Annotated in this window: 12 protein-coding genes and 2 pseudogenes; 7 read left to right on the top strand and 7 right to left on the bottom strand. The window is 42.4% G+C overall.

Annotation, left to right across the window (positions count from 1 at the left end):
- Positions 1–64: 64 nt before the first annotated feature.
- Positions 65–2,707: an alanine--tRNA ligase gene (gene alaS / locus RMX89_RS04550; protein ID WP_322688087.1), complete on the bottom strand. Its 2,643-nt coding sequence runs from the start codon at positions 2,705–2,707 to the stop codon at positions 65–67.
- Positions 2,708–2,979: 272 nt separating this feature from the next.
- Here alaS and RMX89_RS04545 point away from each other — a divergent pair.
- The 5 genes and pseudogenes from RMX89_RS04545 (at position 2,980) to RMX89_RS04525 (ending at position 6,918) form a co-directional block, all read left to right on the top strand.
- A pseudogene (locus RMX89_RS04545) lies at positions 2,980–3,131 on the top strand (copper chaperone).
- A gap of 967 nt (positions 3,132–4,098) precedes the next feature.
- Positions 4,099–5,124, top strand: coding sequence for a diguanylate cyclase (locus RMX89_RS04540; protein ID WP_322688086.1), 1,026 nt, complete (start codon positions 4,099–4,101; stop codon positions 5,122–5,124).
- Positions 5,125–5,409: 285 nt separating this feature from the next.
- Positions 5,410–5,991, top strand: a complete 582-nt coding sequence (locus RMX89_RS04535; protein WP_322688085.1) for a pentapeptide repeat-containing protein — start codon at positions 5,410–5,412, stop codon at positions 5,989–5,991.
- Positions 5,992–6,287: 296 nt separating this feature from the next.
- The gene (locus RMX89_RS04530; protein ID WP_322672480.1) at positions 6,288–6,506 is read left to right on the top strand and encodes a hypothetical protein; all 219 of its coding nucleotides are present in this window, start codon (positions 6,288–6,290) and stop codon (positions 6,504–6,506) included.
- Positions 6,499–6,918 (top strand): hypothetical protein, encoded by a 420-nt coding sequence (locus RMX89_RS04525; RefSeq protein ID WP_322672479.1) that lies wholly within the window; start codon positions 6,499–6,501, stop codon positions 6,916–6,918. Before RMX89_RS04530 ends, RMX89_RS04525 begins: the two co-directional genes overlap by 8 nt.
- A 55-nt stretch (positions 6,919–6,973) precedes the next feature.
- On the opposite strand, the gene RMX89_RS04520 is transcribed toward RMX89_RS04525, so the two are convergent.
- A complete protein-coding gene (locus RMX89_RS04520) occupies positions 6,974–7,711 on the bottom strand; it encodes a Ycf66 family protein (protein ID WP_322688084.1) in 738 nt (245 codons plus the stop codon).
- Between the two features lie 215 nt (positions 7,712–7,926).
- Here RMX89_RS04520 and gndA point away from each other — a divergent pair.
- Positions 7,927–9,348 (top strand): annotated as a pseudogene (gene gndA, locus RMX89_RS04515) (NADP-dependent phosphogluconate dehydrogenase); the annotation flags it as partial.
- Positions 9,349–9,774: 426 nt separating this feature from the next.
- On the opposite strand, the gene RMX89_RS04510 reads toward gndA, so the two are convergent.
- Positions 9,775–10,911 carry a serine/threonine-protein kinase gene (locus RMX89_RS04510; protein WP_322688083.1) on the bottom strand — a complete coding sequence of 379 codons (1,137 nt, stop codon included), beginning with the start codon at positions 10,909–10,911 and terminating at the stop codon, positions 9,775–9,777.
- Between the two features lie 305 nt (positions 10,912–11,216).
- On the bottom strand, positions 11,217–12,308 hold the full coding sequence (gene cax / locus RMX89_RS04505; protein WP_322688082.1) for a calcium/proton exchanger: 1,092 nt from the start codon (positions 12,306–12,308) through the stop codon (positions 11,217–11,219).
- 532 nt (positions 12,309–12,840) lie between these two features.
- Between cax and RMX89_RS04500 the strand changes: the two genes are divergently transcribed.
- Complete coding sequence (locus RMX89_RS04500) at positions 12,841–15,582, top strand: DUF3536 domain-containing protein (RefSeq protein ID WP_322688081.1); 2,742 nt, start codon at positions 12,841–12,843, stop codon at positions 15,580–15,582.
- A gap of 180 nt (positions 15,583–15,762) precedes the next feature.
- Here RMX89_RS04500 and RMX89_RS04495 read toward each other — a convergent pair whose 3' ends face one another.
- From RMX89_RS04495 to RMX89_RS04480, 3 genes are all read right to left on the bottom strand, one after another.
- Complete coding sequence (locus RMX89_RS04495; RefSeq protein WP_322688152.1) at positions 15,763–15,984, bottom strand: hypothetical protein; 222 nt, start codon at positions 15,982–15,984, stop codon at positions 15,763–15,765.
- A gap of 207 nt (positions 15,985–16,191) precedes the next feature.
- Positions 16,192–16,437: an HNH endonuclease gene (locus RMX89_RS04485; protein ID WP_322688079.1), complete on the bottom strand. Its 246-nt coding sequence runs from the start codon at positions 16,435–16,437 to the stop codon at positions 16,192–16,194.
- Positions 16,438–16,444: 7 nt separating this feature from the next.
- Complete coding sequence (locus RMX89_RS04480) at positions 16,445–17,542, bottom strand: Gfo/Idh/MocA family oxidoreductase (protein ID WP_322688078.1); 1,098 nt, start codon at positions 17,540–17,542, stop codon at positions 16,445–16,447.
- Positions 17,543–17,555: the final 13 nt, after the last annotated feature.

Genomic DNA, 17,555 nt, shown 5'->3' with positions numbered 1-17,555 from the left:
CGTCGGGAATGGGATTAGGTTTCGCCCTCTTCTTTTCCAGATGACGCGAAAAGTCAGCAAGAGATTAACCCAATGCGGACTTTAATTCACTTTCCGCTTGTGCCAATGCATCTGGTAATTTACTTGCATCGCGTCCGCCAGCTTGGGCTAAATTTGGTCTTCCACCACCGCCGCCACCACAAATTTTAGCGATCGCACCCACAAATTTACCAGCTTGCAGTCCTTTTTTGTTCACTTCTGGACTAAAAGCTGCAACTATACTCACTTTCCCAACTTCTGGAACAGAACCCAGCACCACTGCACCGTTACCAATTTTTTGCAATAAGCGTTCGGCTGCGGTTTTCAATGATTCTGGATCGACATCTTCTAATTGAGCGACAATAATTTTAGAATCGCCTACGGTTTGGGCTGTTTGTAGCAAGCTGTCTGATTTTGCGATCGCTAGCTGTACCTTTAAGGTTTCTAGTTCCTTCTGGCTATTTCTCAGTTCGCTTTGCAGACTTGTGATTCTGTCTGGTAATTCTTCGGGTTTAACTTTAAAGCGATCGCTCAAATCTTTAACTACTTTATCCCGCAGATTCAGATAATCTAAGATTGCTGGCCCCGAAACAGCTTCAATCCGCCGCACGCCAGAAGCCACGCCAGCTTCCGAGATAATCTTGAAGACGCCAATTTCAGCAGTATTACTTACGTGAGTCCCACCGCATAGTTCCATTGATACGCTAGGAAAGTCAATCACGCGCACTTCCTCACCGTATTTTTCGCCGAACATGGCAACAGCACCTCTAGCTTTTGCCTCGGCTATTGGTAATACTTCCACTTTCGCAGCATGAGCCTCAGCAATCCAAGTGTTCACCTGTTCTTCAACTTGTTGGACTTCTTCTGCTGTTAATGCGCGGGGACAATTGAAGTCAAAGCGCAACCTATCAAAGGAAACCAGAGAACCTGCTTGAGATATCCCCTCATCAACAATTTTTTTCAATGCCGCTTGCAATAGGTGCGTTGCGGTATGATTTGCTTGGGCGCGACGGCGACAAGCCGGATCGATTTGGGCGGTGACGCGATCGCCTACGCGCAGTGTACCGCGTTCAATGCGTCCGAAGTGAACAAAGAAATCAGATTCTTTCTTCACGTCTTCTACGCGAACTACAATACCATCACCGGAGATATAACCGCGATCGCCAATTTGTCCCCCAGATTCACCATAAAATGGCGTTTTGTCAAGGACAATTTGCACCTCTGTCCCCGCTTCTGCTTCCTCTTGAGAAACACCTTCTACCAAAATCGCTTCGACTTTTGCCGTCGCTGCCGATTGGGTATAACCTAAAAACTCGGTGACTTGGATGTGTTCTGCTAATTTATCGAGGGAACCTTGTACAGTTAAATCGATGGTTTCATGTGCGCCTCTACCTCCTTGTTGTTGGATTTCCATTGCTTTCTGGAATCCATCAACATCAACTGTTAAGTTGTTTTCCTCAGCAATTTCTTGAGTAAGTTCAAAGGGGAAACCGTGGGTATCGTAAAGAGTAAATGCACTTTCACCGCTAATTTGAGTTTCCCCTCGTTGTTTCACCTCTTGAATGATTTCTTCTAGGAGTTTTTCGCCTCTATCCAGAGTTCTGAGGAAATTAGACTCTTCCCGTTGCAACTCAGCTTTAATTGCTGCTTCTCGTTGGCGCACATTGGGGTAAGCTGATTCGGAAAGAGCGATCGCAGTTTCGGCAACTTGGGTAGTAAATTCACCAGAAATTCCAATTAATCGCCCATGACGCACTACCCGCCGAATTAATCGCCGCAGTACATAACCGCGTCCCACGTTGGAAGCGCGAATTTCATCAGCAATCATGTGGATGACAGCCCGAATATGATCGCCAATGACTTTTAGGGAAGTTTTGGTTTTTTCATCGCTTTTGTGGTAATCAATGCCAGCAATTTTCCCTGCTGTTTGGATAATTGGGAAAATTAGGTCAGTTTCGTAGTTATTCGGCACTTTTTGGAGAATTTGCGCCATTCTATCCAAACCCATGCCAGTGTCGATGTTTTTGTTTTGCAGTGGCGTTAAATTGCCTGACGCATCCCGGTTATATTGCATAAACACGAGATTGTAAAACTCGATGAACCGGGAATCGTCTTCTAAATCTATATTTTCATCACCGCGTTCTGGGTGGAAATCGTAATAAATTTCGGAACAAGGGCCACAAGGCCCAGTCGGCCCGGATACCCAAAAATTATCATCTTCGCCCAAGCGTTTAATTCTCGCTATCGGCACACCGATTCGATCGCGCCAAATTCCAAAGGCTTCATCATCATCTTCAAAAACGCTGACGACGAGATTTTGGGGGGAAAAGCCAAAGACTTGCGTGGAGATTTCCCAACCCCAAGCGATCGCTTGTTCTTTAAAATAATCACCAAAGCTGAAATTACCCAGCATCTCAAAAAAGGTGTGATGCCGTTTGGTGCGTCCAACATTCTCAATGTCGTTGGTGCGGATACACTTTTGCGAAGTCGTAGCCCGTTTAAATTCTGGTGTGCGCTGCCCCAAGAATATTGGCTTAAATGGTAGCATCCCCGCGATCGTCAGCAGCACAGTTGGGTCTTCTGGCACTAGGGAGGCACTTGGGAGAATTTGGTGTTCCCGTTGGGCAAAGAAGTCGAGAAATATGTTGCGAATTTCGTTACCGCTTAGGTACTGGGGATTTGAAGACATAGGTGTTTTTAACTTTAGACTTGAGACTTAGGCGTAGCGGCACTAGGTAGGTGTATTTTCATAAATAGCTTTATATATTCTTGCATTTTGTTTCATATTACTGCCAGCGAATTCTGCCATTGGGCGATATATATGCAGTTACTAGGATGCTATTAAGCTACTATCTCACTTTGGCAGGATGTCCATAGGCGTAGCCCGTCGTAAACATCGCATTTCAAGGCTTAAAATTAATCATTAAGAAATACTTTAAAAATCCCATACTGAGGTAGCAAATGGCACTAAAACTGAAAGTATCAAATATTGCTTTTGAGGGATGTGCAAAAATAATTACTAGGTTACAGAACCTGAAGTCAAAGTGGATGTCGATATTAACGCTAAAACTGTCACGGTGGAGTCCGAAGCTTCTGAGGAGTCAATGAAATAGGTAATTGTTGCTGCTGGTGGTTACGCTGGAGAAGGTTATCGATCGGATTCCAGCTTTTCACAGAAGAAGTTTAGACTTTAATATCTCAAGCGAGACTAACAAAATTTTTTTATATTTTCCGCTTGTAGAAAGGCGGAATAGAAATAACTTCCCCAAATTAGTAGCAGGTTTTGACATAATTTTTTTATTTAGCTTTGTTTTCTAAATTTATGATGTTACAGCAAATAAAAAAGACGTGAATTAAGTAAATAGGCAAATCTAGATAAGACCTCGGCATAAATATTTTATTTCTCCTGCTAACGCATTGTTTTTTGGGGATAAAATTTTAATTAAATTATAAATTTTTACCCAACAACTTCTGTCTTTATTTCGATGGGAGGTAAGCCCCAAAAAGCTCCTGTACATAGCAGGATATAGTTTTGCGGTGTATATTATATATTATTTTCAACACTTTCTTAATATGCGATCTAACCCTAGCTTATAAATAAAAAAGCTAAAAATTTTTATGGGAAATAATATTTTGAATTGCATAATAGAATTTCGGATTTTATAACTCAATTAAAAATTTTATATTTTCTTTATTTTTTTACTTGAAAATAAATTTATTTACCTAATGCAATGGTTATTACAAACTATTTGTTTCGGTATTTTCATCATGTGAATAGTACTTAAGAACCCACAATTATAGTTTTTATACATTTAAATAATATTCAGTATTTTTACTGTTTTAAAAATAAACTGTAAAGAAGACATTAGTTATTAGAGAGGAATCTTTCCGAAACGGTAGTAGTAAACATAAAGTCTTCAAATGAGATTAAGTTTGGAATTTCACTATCTAATCGATGCTTAAAAAACAAGATGAAAAAATATAATTGAGCCTAAAACATAATATTTAGTATTAGACGACAAAAGCAGTAGTTACCCAAGTGAATTTATTTAAAATTTAAATAGGATAAAAAATAAAGCAATGAATATTTCTATTCTGATCTTTGGAAAAAATAATTTTATCGCCACACTTCCAGATCAGATCCGTTATGCGACTGCTTTTAGTGTAGAAGTTATAGACAATTTGGATCGAGCAGTGGCGCGGATTAAAACAACACCCCCCGATATAATCCTGGTGCAGGCTAGCCTGGATAGTAGTATGGAACTCTGCGGTTGGTTGAAAGATCAAACAAAACTATCGTGGATATATTGTATTCTTTTCGAGGATCGTTCCCAGCAGCTTACCGATCGAAATAAAGGTTGGCATAGGGAATTGGAAATGAGTGCTGCGGCACTAAAGCAAGGAGCCGATGCATATATTTGGCATCTTATTGAAGAAAAAACAGACTATAGCTTGGCAGAGTTGACTGCCAATCATGGACTAATACTTGCTCAATTGACAGTTGGTTTGCGGAAAGCACAAAAATACCGAGATTTGATTCGGACAAATGATATGTTATCTGCGATCGCCTTAGCCGATTCCTTGACAGAATTAAATAATCGTCGTGCTTTAGAATGGGACTTACCAAGGCAAATTCAAAGAGCGAGAACTCAAAAAACTTCCTTGAGCTTGATTATTCTGGATGTAGATCATTTTAAGAAAGTTAACGATACTCATGGGCATTTAATAGGCGATCGCATCTTGCAAATATTATGTCAGCGTTTGCGCCACAATCTGCGCTGCCAAGATACAGCATTCCGCTATGGTGGCGAAGAATTTGTAATTCTTCTAGCTAACACTACCGATGACGAAGCACTATTAGTAGCCCGTCGTCTCAATCGCGTAGTCAGCGACGAACCATTTGCACTCAACAATAAACTGACAATTAATGTCACCATTAGTTTGGGTACAGCCTCTCTGCAAGCTGAGGATGACGAGAAAGGAGAGAGTCTGCTGCATCGTGCCGATCAATGTTTGTTACAGGCTAAAACCTCTGGGCGTAATCGGGTGATTAACTCCAGCTACCTATCTCATCATGGCTCACATTTGAAAGTTGTTTCTTCGTGAAAGTTAAGAACGTCTAATCAGACATTGAGTCATGAACGGCTCAAATTAACAATTTATTTGGGTACTAATCTTACTTTCAAAAGTGCGATCGCCTGAATTAAAGTTTTTATTCATACATTTAAGTCTACATAAATATCCTGGTGTTAGTTAGACGGCGTTCTCTGTTTGGGAATACTGAGAATTAAAGATAGTCTAAACAGTGGTGTTGAAGGTGGGGTCGAATAGTGATTGCCACAGGTTGAGTGGGTTATCTTTATATGTGTTGATTAGTGCGGAGGTATATACATGAGGATAACTGCTGAAGAGTTGTTGCAGCGATATACTGCTGGGGAAAGAGATTTTACTGGGGTTGATTTGAGTTGGGCTGACTTGAGTGGTATCAATCTTACTGGAGCTAACTTGAGTTTTGCCAATTTGAGTAGTGCTAATCTCATCAGTTCCAATTTGAGTGGTGCTAATTTGTTTAGAGTCAGGTTGGATAATGCAGAATTGGTTGGTGCTAACTTCGCTGGGGCTGATTTGAGAAGAGCCAAGTTGGAAAGTGTTTACGTAAGAGGAAGTGCTAACTTCGCTGGGACTGACTTCAGAGATGCCTCCCTGACTGTTCTTTTCGAGGGCGTTAATCTGACGGGGGCTGACCTCAGTGGTGCTGATTTGTATCGGTCTTGCCTGGAAGATACTATCTTGAGGGATGCTAACCTGACTGGTGCCGATTTAACTAACGTTTCTTTCAGGAATGTTGACTTTACCAATACCAATTTGATGAATGTCACCAATATGAGTTTTGACAGTCATGATACTGTTATTCTCCATAACACCACTATGCCAGACGGCAGTATTATCACTGCTAACCGTTGGAGTGGGTAAGGAGTAAAAATTATTCAGTAAAAATTTGTCAGAAATTTTTGAATCGCTAATTTCTTCTGCCATGAGAGAAGCAGACAATCCAGCAGCAAAGTCATCAGGTATATCGCCTTTCTCATCCCAAAATATTTTTCTGTTTTTTTCAATCTTTTCTTGAATAAATGTATGGTGTCACTCAAAAGAGACTTATGACCTTAACCCTGAACTTGCCACCAGAATTAGAACAGTATCTTGCAAGCATCCCCCAAACTATGCTCTAAAATTTATCTAATTATCTAAATTCATTAAAGCCTTAACTTATGCTTCTTACCGAACTTATACCGCTACTTAAAGAATTATCCCACACTGATAAACTTTTACTAATGCATTTACTGGCAACCGAATTGTTAAAGGAATCAAGTTTAGTCCCATTGGATGCTCAAGACAAAATAGCTAGTCTTGGCTTATATGATTCTTTTGAAGCTGCTGCTGTTTTAGCGAAGGCATTAGCAGAAGAAAAAGCGGCAACACATGGTTGATAAAGTTAGATTTGCATTTACTGAGGTAAATCCAGAACTTGGTGCATTAAGTACGTTGCCTTATCTACCTCTAATTCTTACTTATGAAAATCGTTCAGTAAGTGTATCAGGCTTGCTAGATACTGGTTCTACTGTCAACGTATTGCCCTACGAAATCGGGTTAAGGCTGGGAGCAGTTTGGGAACGTCAAAGACTCTCCGTTCCATTGGGTGGTAATCTGGCTAGGTTTGAGGCGAGGGCATTGGTGTTGATGGCGAATGTTGAACAATTTCCGACAGTAGAGTTAGCTTTTGCTTGGACAAAAGATAGAAATGCCCCATTGATTTTAGGACACATGAATTTCTTTTTAGCGTTTGATGTGTGCTTCTATCGTTCTGAATTAGCGTTTGAAATTAGCTCTAAAATAGTCTGATGGAAATAGTGAAACCCAACATCATATATTAGGTTAATGTTGGGTTTCACAGCATTCAACTACCTTGATTCGGCGGTGTTGCTTCCGGTGGCGTTTCTGCTGGGGGAGTGAGTACCGCATCCGGCGCAATTTCTTCTACAGGAATCGGTTGCTTATCCTCAATTTCAAAATCTGGTTGCGCTGCTTCCACCAATTCAGGAGATGGGGGATGTGGGGGAATCGCTTCCGGTACACTCTCGGTTTTTGCTTCGGTGTCGGTAGTAACTGTCTCCTCTGCTGGTGGTTCTGGTATGACAATAGTTTTGTCAATAATCTCAACAGCAGGTTTCTCTGACATTACAGAGATAATATCTTCAGGTTTAGGGGTTGTGGGTGTCTTTTTACTCACAGTCTGCTGCACCTTGTCTTTCGCGCCACTGAAAGTGTTACCCAGACCTTTTTGCAACTGGCCCAGCCGTTCCTGAAGCGACAACTTATTCACCTGTTCCTGAATGCCAGTTTTTACTGTCTCAGCACTGGGTACTTGGGTTTGTTGTACCTGCGGGGTCAATTGCCGACGTAATGATAGAGTTTGCCAGCCAAACCAGACCAAAAGAGCCACACTAGCCACATGACCGAGCAACAAACCCCCAGTAATGCGTGGTGCAAACACCCATAAGACTAAGGCGTAGAATAATCCTACACCACTCCAGATAAAGTCATTCTTGCGGTGGATTTCTGGGAAAAAGAAAGCTGCTATGTAAATGGCTAAACTACCAAGACCGACCACCAAAGCTAGGACATATGCCAGCATTATTTGGTTACTCCTTACTACGTCCTTTAATTATTTCAATTTTGCAAATTTTGCCAGTCAATTGTTGATTTAGATACAATTTAAAATTAATTATCCCTGTTAGTTGTGGATTTTTGTCATTTATTGAAGTCTTAAGGTCTTCTTTAGGAGAGAAGGGAAAATATCGGACTACCCTTAAAGTAAAAGGATCTGCAAGAGTTAGCCAGAAATTTTTTATGACACTACAAAGCTTTGGTGTGATTGGATTAGCCGTTATGGGTGAGAACATCGCTCTAAACGTAGAGCGCAATGGCTTCCCAATTGCAGTTTACAACCGCTCCCGAGAAAAAACGGATGCGTTTATGGCGCAGCGTGCGCCAGGACGGAACGTCAAAGCCGCCTTTACTCTAGAAGAATTCGTTGCCTTATTGGAACGTCCCCGCAAAATTCTAGTGATGGTGCAAGCTGGTAAGCCAGTGGATGCGGTGATTGCTCAACTCAAACCTTTGTTAGACGAAGGCGATATCATTATCGACGGTGGCAACTCTTGGTTTGAAGATACGGAACGACGCACTCAGGAACTAGAACCGGCTGGACTTCGGTTTATCGGGATGGGTGTCAGCGGTGGTGAAGAAGGTGCGCTAAATGGGCCTTCACTCATGCCAGGAGGTACAGAAAGCTCCTACGAGTATCTATCGCCAATTTTTAATAAAATTGCTGCCCAAGTTGACGATGGTCCTTGCGTAACCTATTGTGGTCCTGGTGGCGCCGGTCACTACGTCAAAATGGTACACAACGGCATTGAGTATGGCGATATGCAGCTGATTGCTGAAGCCTACGACTTGCTGAAAAATGTTGCTGGACTAGACCATAATCAGCTACACGAAGTTTTTACCGAATGGAACACTACCGACGAACTCAATTCGTTTTTGATTGAAATTACGGCAAAGATTTTCCCCTACATTGATCCAGAAACAAATCTACCCTTAGTCGATTTGATTGTTGATGCCGCAGGGCAAAAGGGAACCGGACGCTGGACAGTGCAAACTGCAATGGATTTGGGTGTTTCTGTACCAACAATCATTGCAGCGGTGAACGCCCGGATCATGTCTTCCTTCAAAAAAGAACGGGTAGCAGCATCCAAGATACTTACAGGCCCTTCTGGCAAGTATGAGGGAGATACCAAAGCCTTTATCAACATGGTGCGGGATGCCCTGTATTGCTCTAAAATCTGTTCTTACGCTCAGGGCATGGCACTGCTAGCTACAGCTTCAAAAACCTATAATTTTAACTTGAATTTAGGTGAAATGGCACGGATTTGGAAGGGTGGCTGTATTATTCGTGCTGGATTTTTGAATAAGATTAAGAAGGCATTTAACGAAAATCCAGCGCCACCTAACCTGCTATTAGCCCCGGAATTCAAGCAGACGATTCTCGACAGACAAACAGCTTGGCGGGAAGTGTTGGCAACAGCAGCAAAACTGGGAATTCCAGTGCCAGCATTCAGTGCGTCATTAGATTATTTTGACAGCTATCGACGCGATCGCTTGCCCCAAAACCTCACTCAAGCTCAACGCGACTACTTCGGGGCGCACACCTACGAGCGACTTGATAAGCCCGGAGCTTTCCACACCGAATGGACACCGATTTCTGAAGCATCAGTGCAAACTTCCACACCAAGAGAGCTGCAAACTTCAGAACCAACTACACCTACAACACCTACAACTTCTCCAAAAGTTTAGAGAGTTTTAAATTGTAAATTTTAAAGTGGCTCTGTAAAGAGCCACTTTTTTTGTTCAGTTATCACTGTTAATTGTTAAGCTAATACACATTAGACCTCTTGCAAAAGTCCTTAACACCCCACCCCCAATCCCTCTTTGCTTGCGAGGAGGGGAGTGTTTGTCTTACTCAAATGCGGGGTGGGGTTCTTTATTTTTGATTTATGCAAGAGGTCTAATTAACTTGCATATTTTTCATTTTAGAGAAAAGGCATCAATCTTTCTCTCTTGTTCCTCTGCCTCTCTGCTGCCTAAATGTGCTTTCTTAGATGTATAACAGCTTATGTCTTTTTCACTACCTTAATATTAAGAGTTATTATTACCAAGATATTTGGTTTTTAATTCTTCTAATTCTTCATCTATTTTGCTTTTACTAGAAGGCTGAGGTGTCGGGTTTGGTGGCTGTATTTTATTTGGTTGAGGTTTACTACTACCCATAAATTGGGTTTTCATTTCTTCTAATTCTTTCTCAAGTTGACTAGGAGATTTCGATAAAAAAGCGGGTGGAGAATTTGGTGGTGATTGAGAGATAGGCTTTGGTGCAATCGCTGGTGCTGCTACTTGTGGCTGTTGATTTAAGTCTTTGAGAACTTCATCTACTGTTTGATAACGCCGAATTGGAATACTTTCTAGCATCTTGTTGAGAATGCGACTCAACTGATTACTAACAGGAGTTTGTAAATATTGCTGCCAAACCCAAGTATCGTTGCTGGTATCATAAGAATCGAAGGGCGATCGCGCTGTTAATAAATTAATACAAGTCGCACCTAAACTATAAATATCACTAGCAAAAATAGCCCTACCTCTCATTTGTTCCGGGGCAACATATTCTGGGCTACCAATAGTAGTACCAGTTTTACTTAAGGCAGCGCCAGTGGCAGATTTAGCAGCACCAAAATCTACTAATACTAGTTTGCGATCGCTCTCGCGTAAAATAATATTTTCTGGTTTAATATCGCGGTGAATTACGTGTTTGGCGTGACAAAATTGTAAAACTGATAATAAATCGTTTAATAGTTGCCAAATTTCTATTTCACTAAAAGCACCTCTATGTGCCAATTCCTGAGCTAAGTTTTGCCCGTCGATAAATTCTTGTACAAGATACTGCCGAGCTTCTTGGGTAAAATATGCCAGTAGTTCGGGAATTTGGGGATGTTTGCCCAATTCATCTAACTGCACCGCTTCTTGATTAAATAACTCTACGGCTTTTGCCAGAGTGCTAGTGCCTTGAGATTGAGGATAAAATTGCTTAATTACGCAGCGTGGTTTTGAGGGTTTATCCTCATCCATAGCTAAGAAAGTTTTGCCAAAACCACCTTGTCCAATTGGTTTGATAGCACGATAACGTTCTTTGAGGAGTAACTTGGTACCGCAAGTCACGCAAAAATTGACATGATTGGGATTTTCAGGCTTAGGACAATGAGGGTTAAGGCAGTAGCTCATACAGGCGATCGCTCTTATATCTCTTTATTTTACTGGCGTTAAGGGTGGAGACTTTTACGAATCCGTTAAAATATGAGCGATCTCTACGACGGGCTATTCGGCGTCGCACTACTAACTAGTACAATAAGCTCGTTTTGAGGGTTTGTACTAAGCACAAAGCGTGCTTAGAAGATAAGCACTAAATTCCTTACTACGAACTTTTTAGGAGAAATAAAAAGGTACAGAGAAAGTAAATTTATTTATAGGGTTTCCCCCTGCTCCCTGCCCCCTGCCCCTTTTCCTCTTTCTAACTTCCGCCCTGCTAACTACCCCATACCTTCCATAACTGGATGGAAGTAAAAGGCGAACCCCAACACTGTATAAGCAGCTAATAACAAAGTGCCTTCCAGCCAATTAGACTTTCCGTCGGAACTAATACTGTTGGCAATCAACACTGACACAACTACAGCGACTAATTCAAAGGGTTTGAAATCCAAATCCATTGGTTGCCCCAATACCCGCCCTGCTATAACTAACACGGGTGCAACAAATAAGGCAATCTGCATACTCGATCCCACAGCTACCGAAAGAGAAAGATCCATCTTGTCTTTCATCGCCACGGTGACTGCTGTAGCGTGTTCTGCCGCGTTACCGACGATGGGAACTAATATCACCCCTGTAAACAGCGCCGTTAAACCTAGCTGAGATGTAGCCACTTCCAGAGAATCGACCAACATTTCTGACTCAAGTGCTACTAGTAAGGTACATACTAGCAGCACGCCAACCCACAACATCATATTTGGTTTTTTATGAGGAATCTCCTCTTCTTCTGTTTCCGCAACACCCACATCATATAAATAGGAGTGGGTTCTCATCGAAAATAGCAGCGTTAGGGCGTAAACCAAGATTAAAACTACGGCAACAGCAATAGAAAGATTTTGCAATGTTTGTTCGTTAATTCCTTGAGAAGTATAGTTCATTGCTGTTGGCATCAAAATCGCAATCACTGCCAAATTCATCGAAGCAGCATTCACCCGCGCCACAATTGGCTGAAATGTCTGTTCTTTGTAGCGCAGTCCTCCCAAAAGCATGGAAAAACCCATCACTAGTAGTAAGTTGCTAATAATCGATCCCGTGATACTAGCTTTGACTACATCTATTAACCCAGCGTTCAACGCTACTAGGGCAATAATTAATTCTGTAGCATTGCCAAAGGTGGCGTTTAACAAGCCCCCCAGCGATGGCCCAACTACGACAGCAATTTCTTCTGTCGCTGTACCCATCCAAGCTGCTAAGGGCAGAATGGCTAATCCGGCTGTAATGAAAACTGCCAATTCTCCCCACTCCAGAAAGTGGGCTGCTAAGGAAACTGGGATAAACAGAAGTAAAGCGAAAAGAATAATGTTTTTGGTTGACATTTGTTGTCTTAAGTTGAGGGTATCATTCACAGCGAGCAATCCTAAGTTTCAAATTTGGAGTGTTGAATTAACAATCACTTTCATTCAGCACTCCCATAGGATACTCTCAACCGCCTGTAGAGCAATTCAGAAATTGTACTGTTTTCCGTTCACCGTTGCAGATGTTGTGTAAAGCAAAATTGCGATATAATGAGTTTTCGTAATCTTTTGTTGCAAAACTATGAATTTGAGCCAAAATATTACACCAAAAATGGGGTTTAATATATTAAAAGACAATTAAAATTTTAATTGGCGCTACTAACGAGGAAACCCCTAACTGAGTCTTTGTTCAATGGCTAATTACATTTAAGCCTTTAGGGAAAGGGCTGTGCGATAACGCAGATTTGCCACTACAATGAGGAAGATTTGTCAAAAATTTAGTTAGATTTCATAGTTGTTGTTTATACCGGATTTTGCGCTCAAACCATTGGAGAAAGGTTTACGCACAACGTTTTCGGTGCAACTGTAAGTTTTTTGTTTTGGATAAATATACATGACTTCTGCTGCTGAAATGCCAGCTAGCTCTGGCTCAACGTTAACATTACATTCAGATCCCAAAAACGCTCACGAAACCGATCCCCTGAGAAAGGCTAATGGTGTTTATGTGACGGTGCATGGTCATTTTTACCAGCCACCAAGGGAAAACCCTTATCTGGACGCAATTGAACGCCAACCGAGCGCTGCACCTTTCCATGATTGGAATGAGCGGATTCATTGGGAATGCTATCGTCCAAACGCCTTTGCCAGAGTCTTAAATGACCAAGGCGAAGTGGTGGGGATCGTCAATAATTACGAGTATTTCAGTTTTAATATTGGCCCAACGCTGATGTCGTGGCTAGAACGCTACGATGTGGAGGTTTATCAGCGCATTTTAGAGGCGGATGCCAAGAGTAGCCAACGCTTGCATGGTCACGGCAATGCGATCGCGCAAGTATACAATCACATCATCATGCCTCTGGCGAACGAGCGCGACAAATATACCCAAATTCGCTGGGGTAAAGAAGACTTCCGCTCCCGCTTTGGCCGCGATCCCGAAGGGATGTGGTTAGCAGAAACGGCTGTAGACTACGCCACCCTAGAAGCTCTTGTTGCTGAAGGTATTCGCTTCATTGTCCTGGCACCATCTCAAGCGCTGCGTTGCCGTCCCCTCCCGACTCCAGATCGTCCCCATCCTGAATGGATCGAAGTCGGCGGTAGTCAGATTGATTCCACCCGTCCCTACCGTTGTTATTTGAAGCCCACACTAGACACTTCATCTTCACCTCTGAGTGCGATGGGCTACGCCCCGCCGGAGGCGATCGCCACTAGCCCCAACGATAGTAGTACAGAAGAATTACCCTACATTGATATCTTCTTTTACGACGGGCCGATATCGCGGGATATGGGTTTTAGTGATGTGGTTTATAATTCCAGTCACTTTGCCGGACGTATTGGTTCGGCAGTACGTGGGGATCATCGTCTGGCACAGTTGATTTCTGTGGCGACAGATGGAGAAACCTTCGGACATCACAAAAAGGGAACTGAGAAAACTTTAGCCTACGCCTTTACCAAAGACTTTCCTCAACAGGGTTGGACGGTGACGAACTTCGCCCACTACCTGAGCTTAAATTCTCCCAGTTGGGAAGTGGAATTAAAGTCAGTCACAGCCTGGAGTTGCGCCCACGGTGTCGGCAGATGGGAGGATGACTGTGGTTGCGGTGGGGAAGGCTCAGTTTGGCATCAGAAATGGCGTCGTCCACTGCGGGATGCTCTAAATTGGCTGCGGGATCGGCTAACTGAAGTGTATGCAGAACATGGTAGACAGTTATTTCGCGATCCCTGGCTAGCGCGAGATGAATATATCCAAGTAATACGCGATCGCTCTGCTGGCAATGTCAACCGTTTTCTCGCCCGTCATCAAACTCACAAACTAACCGCAGCCGAACAAGTAGACGCTTTGCGCTTGTTAGAAATGCAGCGTCATGCTTTGTTGATGTTCACTAGTTGTGGCTGGTTTTTTGAAGAAATTTCCCGTCCAGAAGGGACACAAATTCTGCGCTATGCCGCCCGTGCTTTGGAATTGGCAGGGGAAGTGGCCGGCGTGCAGCTAGAAAAAGGCTTCGTCAAACATCTAGGTTTAGCCCCCAGTAATGTGGATCAGTTCAAACACGGTGCGGAAATTTATCGGCAACTAGTGTTAACTGCCCAACTTGGCTTTAAGCAAGTTGCAGCCCATTACGCCATTACTTCCCTGTTTACCAATCAGAAACCAGCAGAAACACATAATTCTCTACCGAGAAAAGATGCTGCTGACAAACAGTCTCAGCGTTACCAGAAGCGGGTTTATTGCTATGCTGCCAATGAGCTAGATTACCAACTGCAACGGATGGGATCGCTAACTCTGGCTGTGGGAAATTTAAAGCTAGTATCAGAGATTACTTGGGAAAGTGAGCATTTGGTATTTGCAGTTCTACATTTGGGAGGCTGGGATTTCCACTGTGGCATTCAACAATTTACTGGGCGGCGTGACTACAGCAAATTAAAAGAAAAGCTGTTTGGAGCGCTAAAACAAGCTAGTGCGGCTCATACGATCTTGGCGATGACACAGCTATTTGGAAAAGAAGCTTTTAACTTGCAAAATCTATTTGCTGAAGAACGCCACCGGATTATGCGGTTGTTGAGCCAGGAAACACTGGCACGTTTAGGACAATTATATACTCAAGCCTATCGTGATAATTACGGTGTGCTGATGGCGTTTCATCGCGATGAAATCGCAGTACCGCAAGAATTGCAGGTGGCAGCAGATATTGCTTTAGGGCATCGCTGTTTGATGACATTACGATCGCTTGAGCAAGAGATTGCCGATCCCCAAAAAAGTTGGAATCACATCTTAGAATTAGAGGCGATCGCTACTGAAGCAAAACATCTGCGTTGTCGGCTGAATATTCCCGACGGGAAGCAAATGTTAGAACAGTTAATTGCGCGATCGCTCTGGCAATTGTTGCACGATGCCAATGATAGCTTTAATGCAGATATCCAACTATTGGAGCGATTGATTGATGTCGGGGATCAACTAAATATTCATATTTCCCTACAGCGATCGCAGGAACTATACTTTAGTTGTCTGCAAAGTCAAATAGCACCAGTGTGTATAACTGCCCTTGGTAATGAAGCAGATAATCAGTGTCTTCAGTTGCTCAAGTTGGGTAAAAAGTTAGCCGTTGATGTTAGCTCGATCTCAAATCAGTTGAAATAGATGTAGGGACTCACAGCGCTACATTGATGTCAACTTCAGCCATAATAAGCAGTTTGTAGTGAGGACTTCAGTCCCCAAAGCCAGGACTAAAGTCTTTACTACGAAAGAACATTTTTATTCAGTTTGATTTCTTGGACATGATATTATATAATCCATGTCCGGGAAATTAGTTTTGATATGTCATTGCGTTCGCCTTGGCGTTCCCGTAGGGTACGGAACGAAGTGTAGAGAAGCAATCGCAAGGGTGTTGGGATTGCTTCTCTTCTCTACGAGACGCTTTGCGAACGTTGCGATCGCAATGACAAGTATTGAATCGGAAATGATATTACCTAACGTGAGAGCGATCGCAATGGTAGGGATAAAGCCACTCACACTTAAAGATTCCACGGGTATGTTTTTCAAAAAATGTTCCTGCGTGGCGTCCAGGTGATATATCGATCCCAGCTTTCGTTTTAATCTCATATAACCAGGGAAAGGCTACTGCAAAAATAGCTATGATAGTGAAGAAGTAAAAAAGGGTAGTTCTAATATTGAGAAATATTAGGGAATTGCTATTTTGATTTTGAGGCATAGAAATGAGGAGAAACTAATAGCTCATACCATCGTAACCTAAAGTTCAAAATATCGCCGGAAGCGGAGATCGATATTGTCTGTTTTCTGCTGATTACAGGTTAAACAGAGGGTTTGTAAATTGCTGATATCATTTTGACCCCCACGGACAAGGGGAATGATATGGTCGATGCTGAGGTTAGTTTCTACATTAGTTTTACCGCAGCTTCGGCATTGATATTGGTCGCGTTGAAAAACATATTTTTTGACTTCCGGTGGGATACGAATGCGGGGAGTTTTGCTCATTTGTTTTCTAGTTACTCAGAAATCTTTCCAAGCTGGGTACGTCTACCCAACTTGCTTTTTGATGCGATTCATGAGATAAATCCATCAACAGCTGAGAATAAATTCCTTCGCGTAGTGATGGTGTAATTTCCTGATTGCGGTCAATTCCTTGCACCCATTGGTCTACTACGCGGATAAATGCTGAAATCCGGCCATCAGCATAATTTTTGGGAAAAATTAACCGATTCGGTATTTCTATTTCTGTTAGAGATTTACCTGGCTGGGAACCCCAAACACGAAAACCATGTATATAATCTTTTTGATTTTCACTGCCTACAATTAATGTACCGCGATCGCCATATACTTCTACCCAATGCGTTCTTGCTGCATGAACAACCGCACTGATAGAAAGTTGGCAAGGTGTACCATTGGCTAATTCCAGCGTTAATATACAGTTGTCATCTGTATTCACTGCTTTAGATTCCCCGCTAATCGGGTCAACTCGTGTAGGAATAGCAGTAGTTAAATGAGCGTTTAATCTACGCACTGGTCCGAATAACCAGTGAATATAATCGAAGGCGTGAGAACCCAAAGATCCCAATGCACCGCCTCCTTTCTCTTTCTCAGAATACCAATTCCAAGGGCGTGAAACATCAGCACGAGAAGAACCTAACCAATCAATTTTAATGAGGCGTAACTCACCTACATATTTTTCTGACAATAATTCTGCAAACAATTGCCATGCTGGTACAAAGCGAAATTCAAAGTCTACAGTTGCAATGACACTTTTTGCTTTAGCTAACTGATAAAGTTCTTTCGCTTCAAATGCATTTAAAGCTGTTGGTTTTTCTAGTAATAAATGTTTGCCAGCTTGCAGTACAGTTTTTGCCATTTCATAATGCAAAAAAGGCGGTGTCGAAATACTGACAGCTTGCACTTCTGGTAATGCCACAATATCTGCAAGTGAGTCGAAAGCGTGACGAATATTATGAGATTCTGCTATGGCTTTGGCTTTATTTATATCGCGGTGATAAACAGCAACTACCTCAGTCCGAGAATGTGCTTGGAATCCGGGTATATGGACTTTTTGACCAAATCCAGTGCCGGCGATCGCAACTCCAATCATCTAATTTTTATCC

This window comes from Nostoc sp. DedSLP04 (assembly GCF_034530775.1).
Taxonomy (GTDB): Bacteria; Cyanobacteriota; Cyanobacteriia; order Cyanobacteriales; family Nostocaceae; genus Nostoc.
Note: the sequence above shows the minus strand (reverse complement) of the source record. Positions and strands in the feature narration are given on the sequence as shown.

Coding starts and splice junctions, on each gene's coding strand:
- alaS (WP_322688087.1), bottom strand. CDS start 2,707: ATGTCTTCAAATCCCCAGTACCTAAGCGGTAACGAAATTCGCAACATA.
- RMX89_RS04540 (WP_322688086.1), top strand. CDS start 4,099: ATGAATATTTCTATTCTGATCTTTGGAAAAAATAATTTTATCGCCACA.
- RMX89_RS04535 (WP_322688085.1), top strand. CDS start 5,410: ATGAGGATAACTGCTGAAGAGTTGTTGCAGCGATATACTGCTGGGGAA.
- RMX89_RS04530 (WP_322672480.1), top strand. CDS start 6,288: ATGCTTCTTACCGAACTTATACCGCTACTTAAAGAATTATCCCACACT.
- RMX89_RS04525 (WP_322672479.1), top strand. CDS start 6,499: ATGGTTGATAAAGTTAGATTTGCATTTACTGAGGTAAATCCAGAACTT.
- RMX89_RS04520 (WP_322688084.1), bottom strand. CDS start 7,711: ATGCTGGCATATGTCCTAGCTTTGGTGGTCGGTCTTGGTAGTTTAGCC.
- RMX89_RS04510 (WP_322688083.1), bottom strand. CDS start 10,911: ATGAGCTACTGCCTTAACCCTCATTGTCCTAAGCCTGAAAATCCCAAT.
- cax (WP_322688082.1), bottom strand. CDS start 12,308: ATGTCAACCAAAAACATTATTCTTTTCGCTTTACTTCTGTTTATCCCA.
- RMX89_RS04500 (WP_322688081.1), top strand. CDS start 12,841: ATGACTTCTGCTGCTGAAATGCCAGCTAGCTCTGGCTCAACGTTAACA.
- RMX89_RS04485 (WP_322688079.1), bottom strand. CDS start 16,437: ATGAGCAAAACTCCCCGCATTCGTATCCCACCGGAAGTCAAAAAATAT.
- RMX89_RS04480 (WP_322688078.1), bottom strand. CDS start 17,542: ATGATTGGAGTTGCGATCGCCGGCACTGGATTTGGTCAAAAAGTCCAT.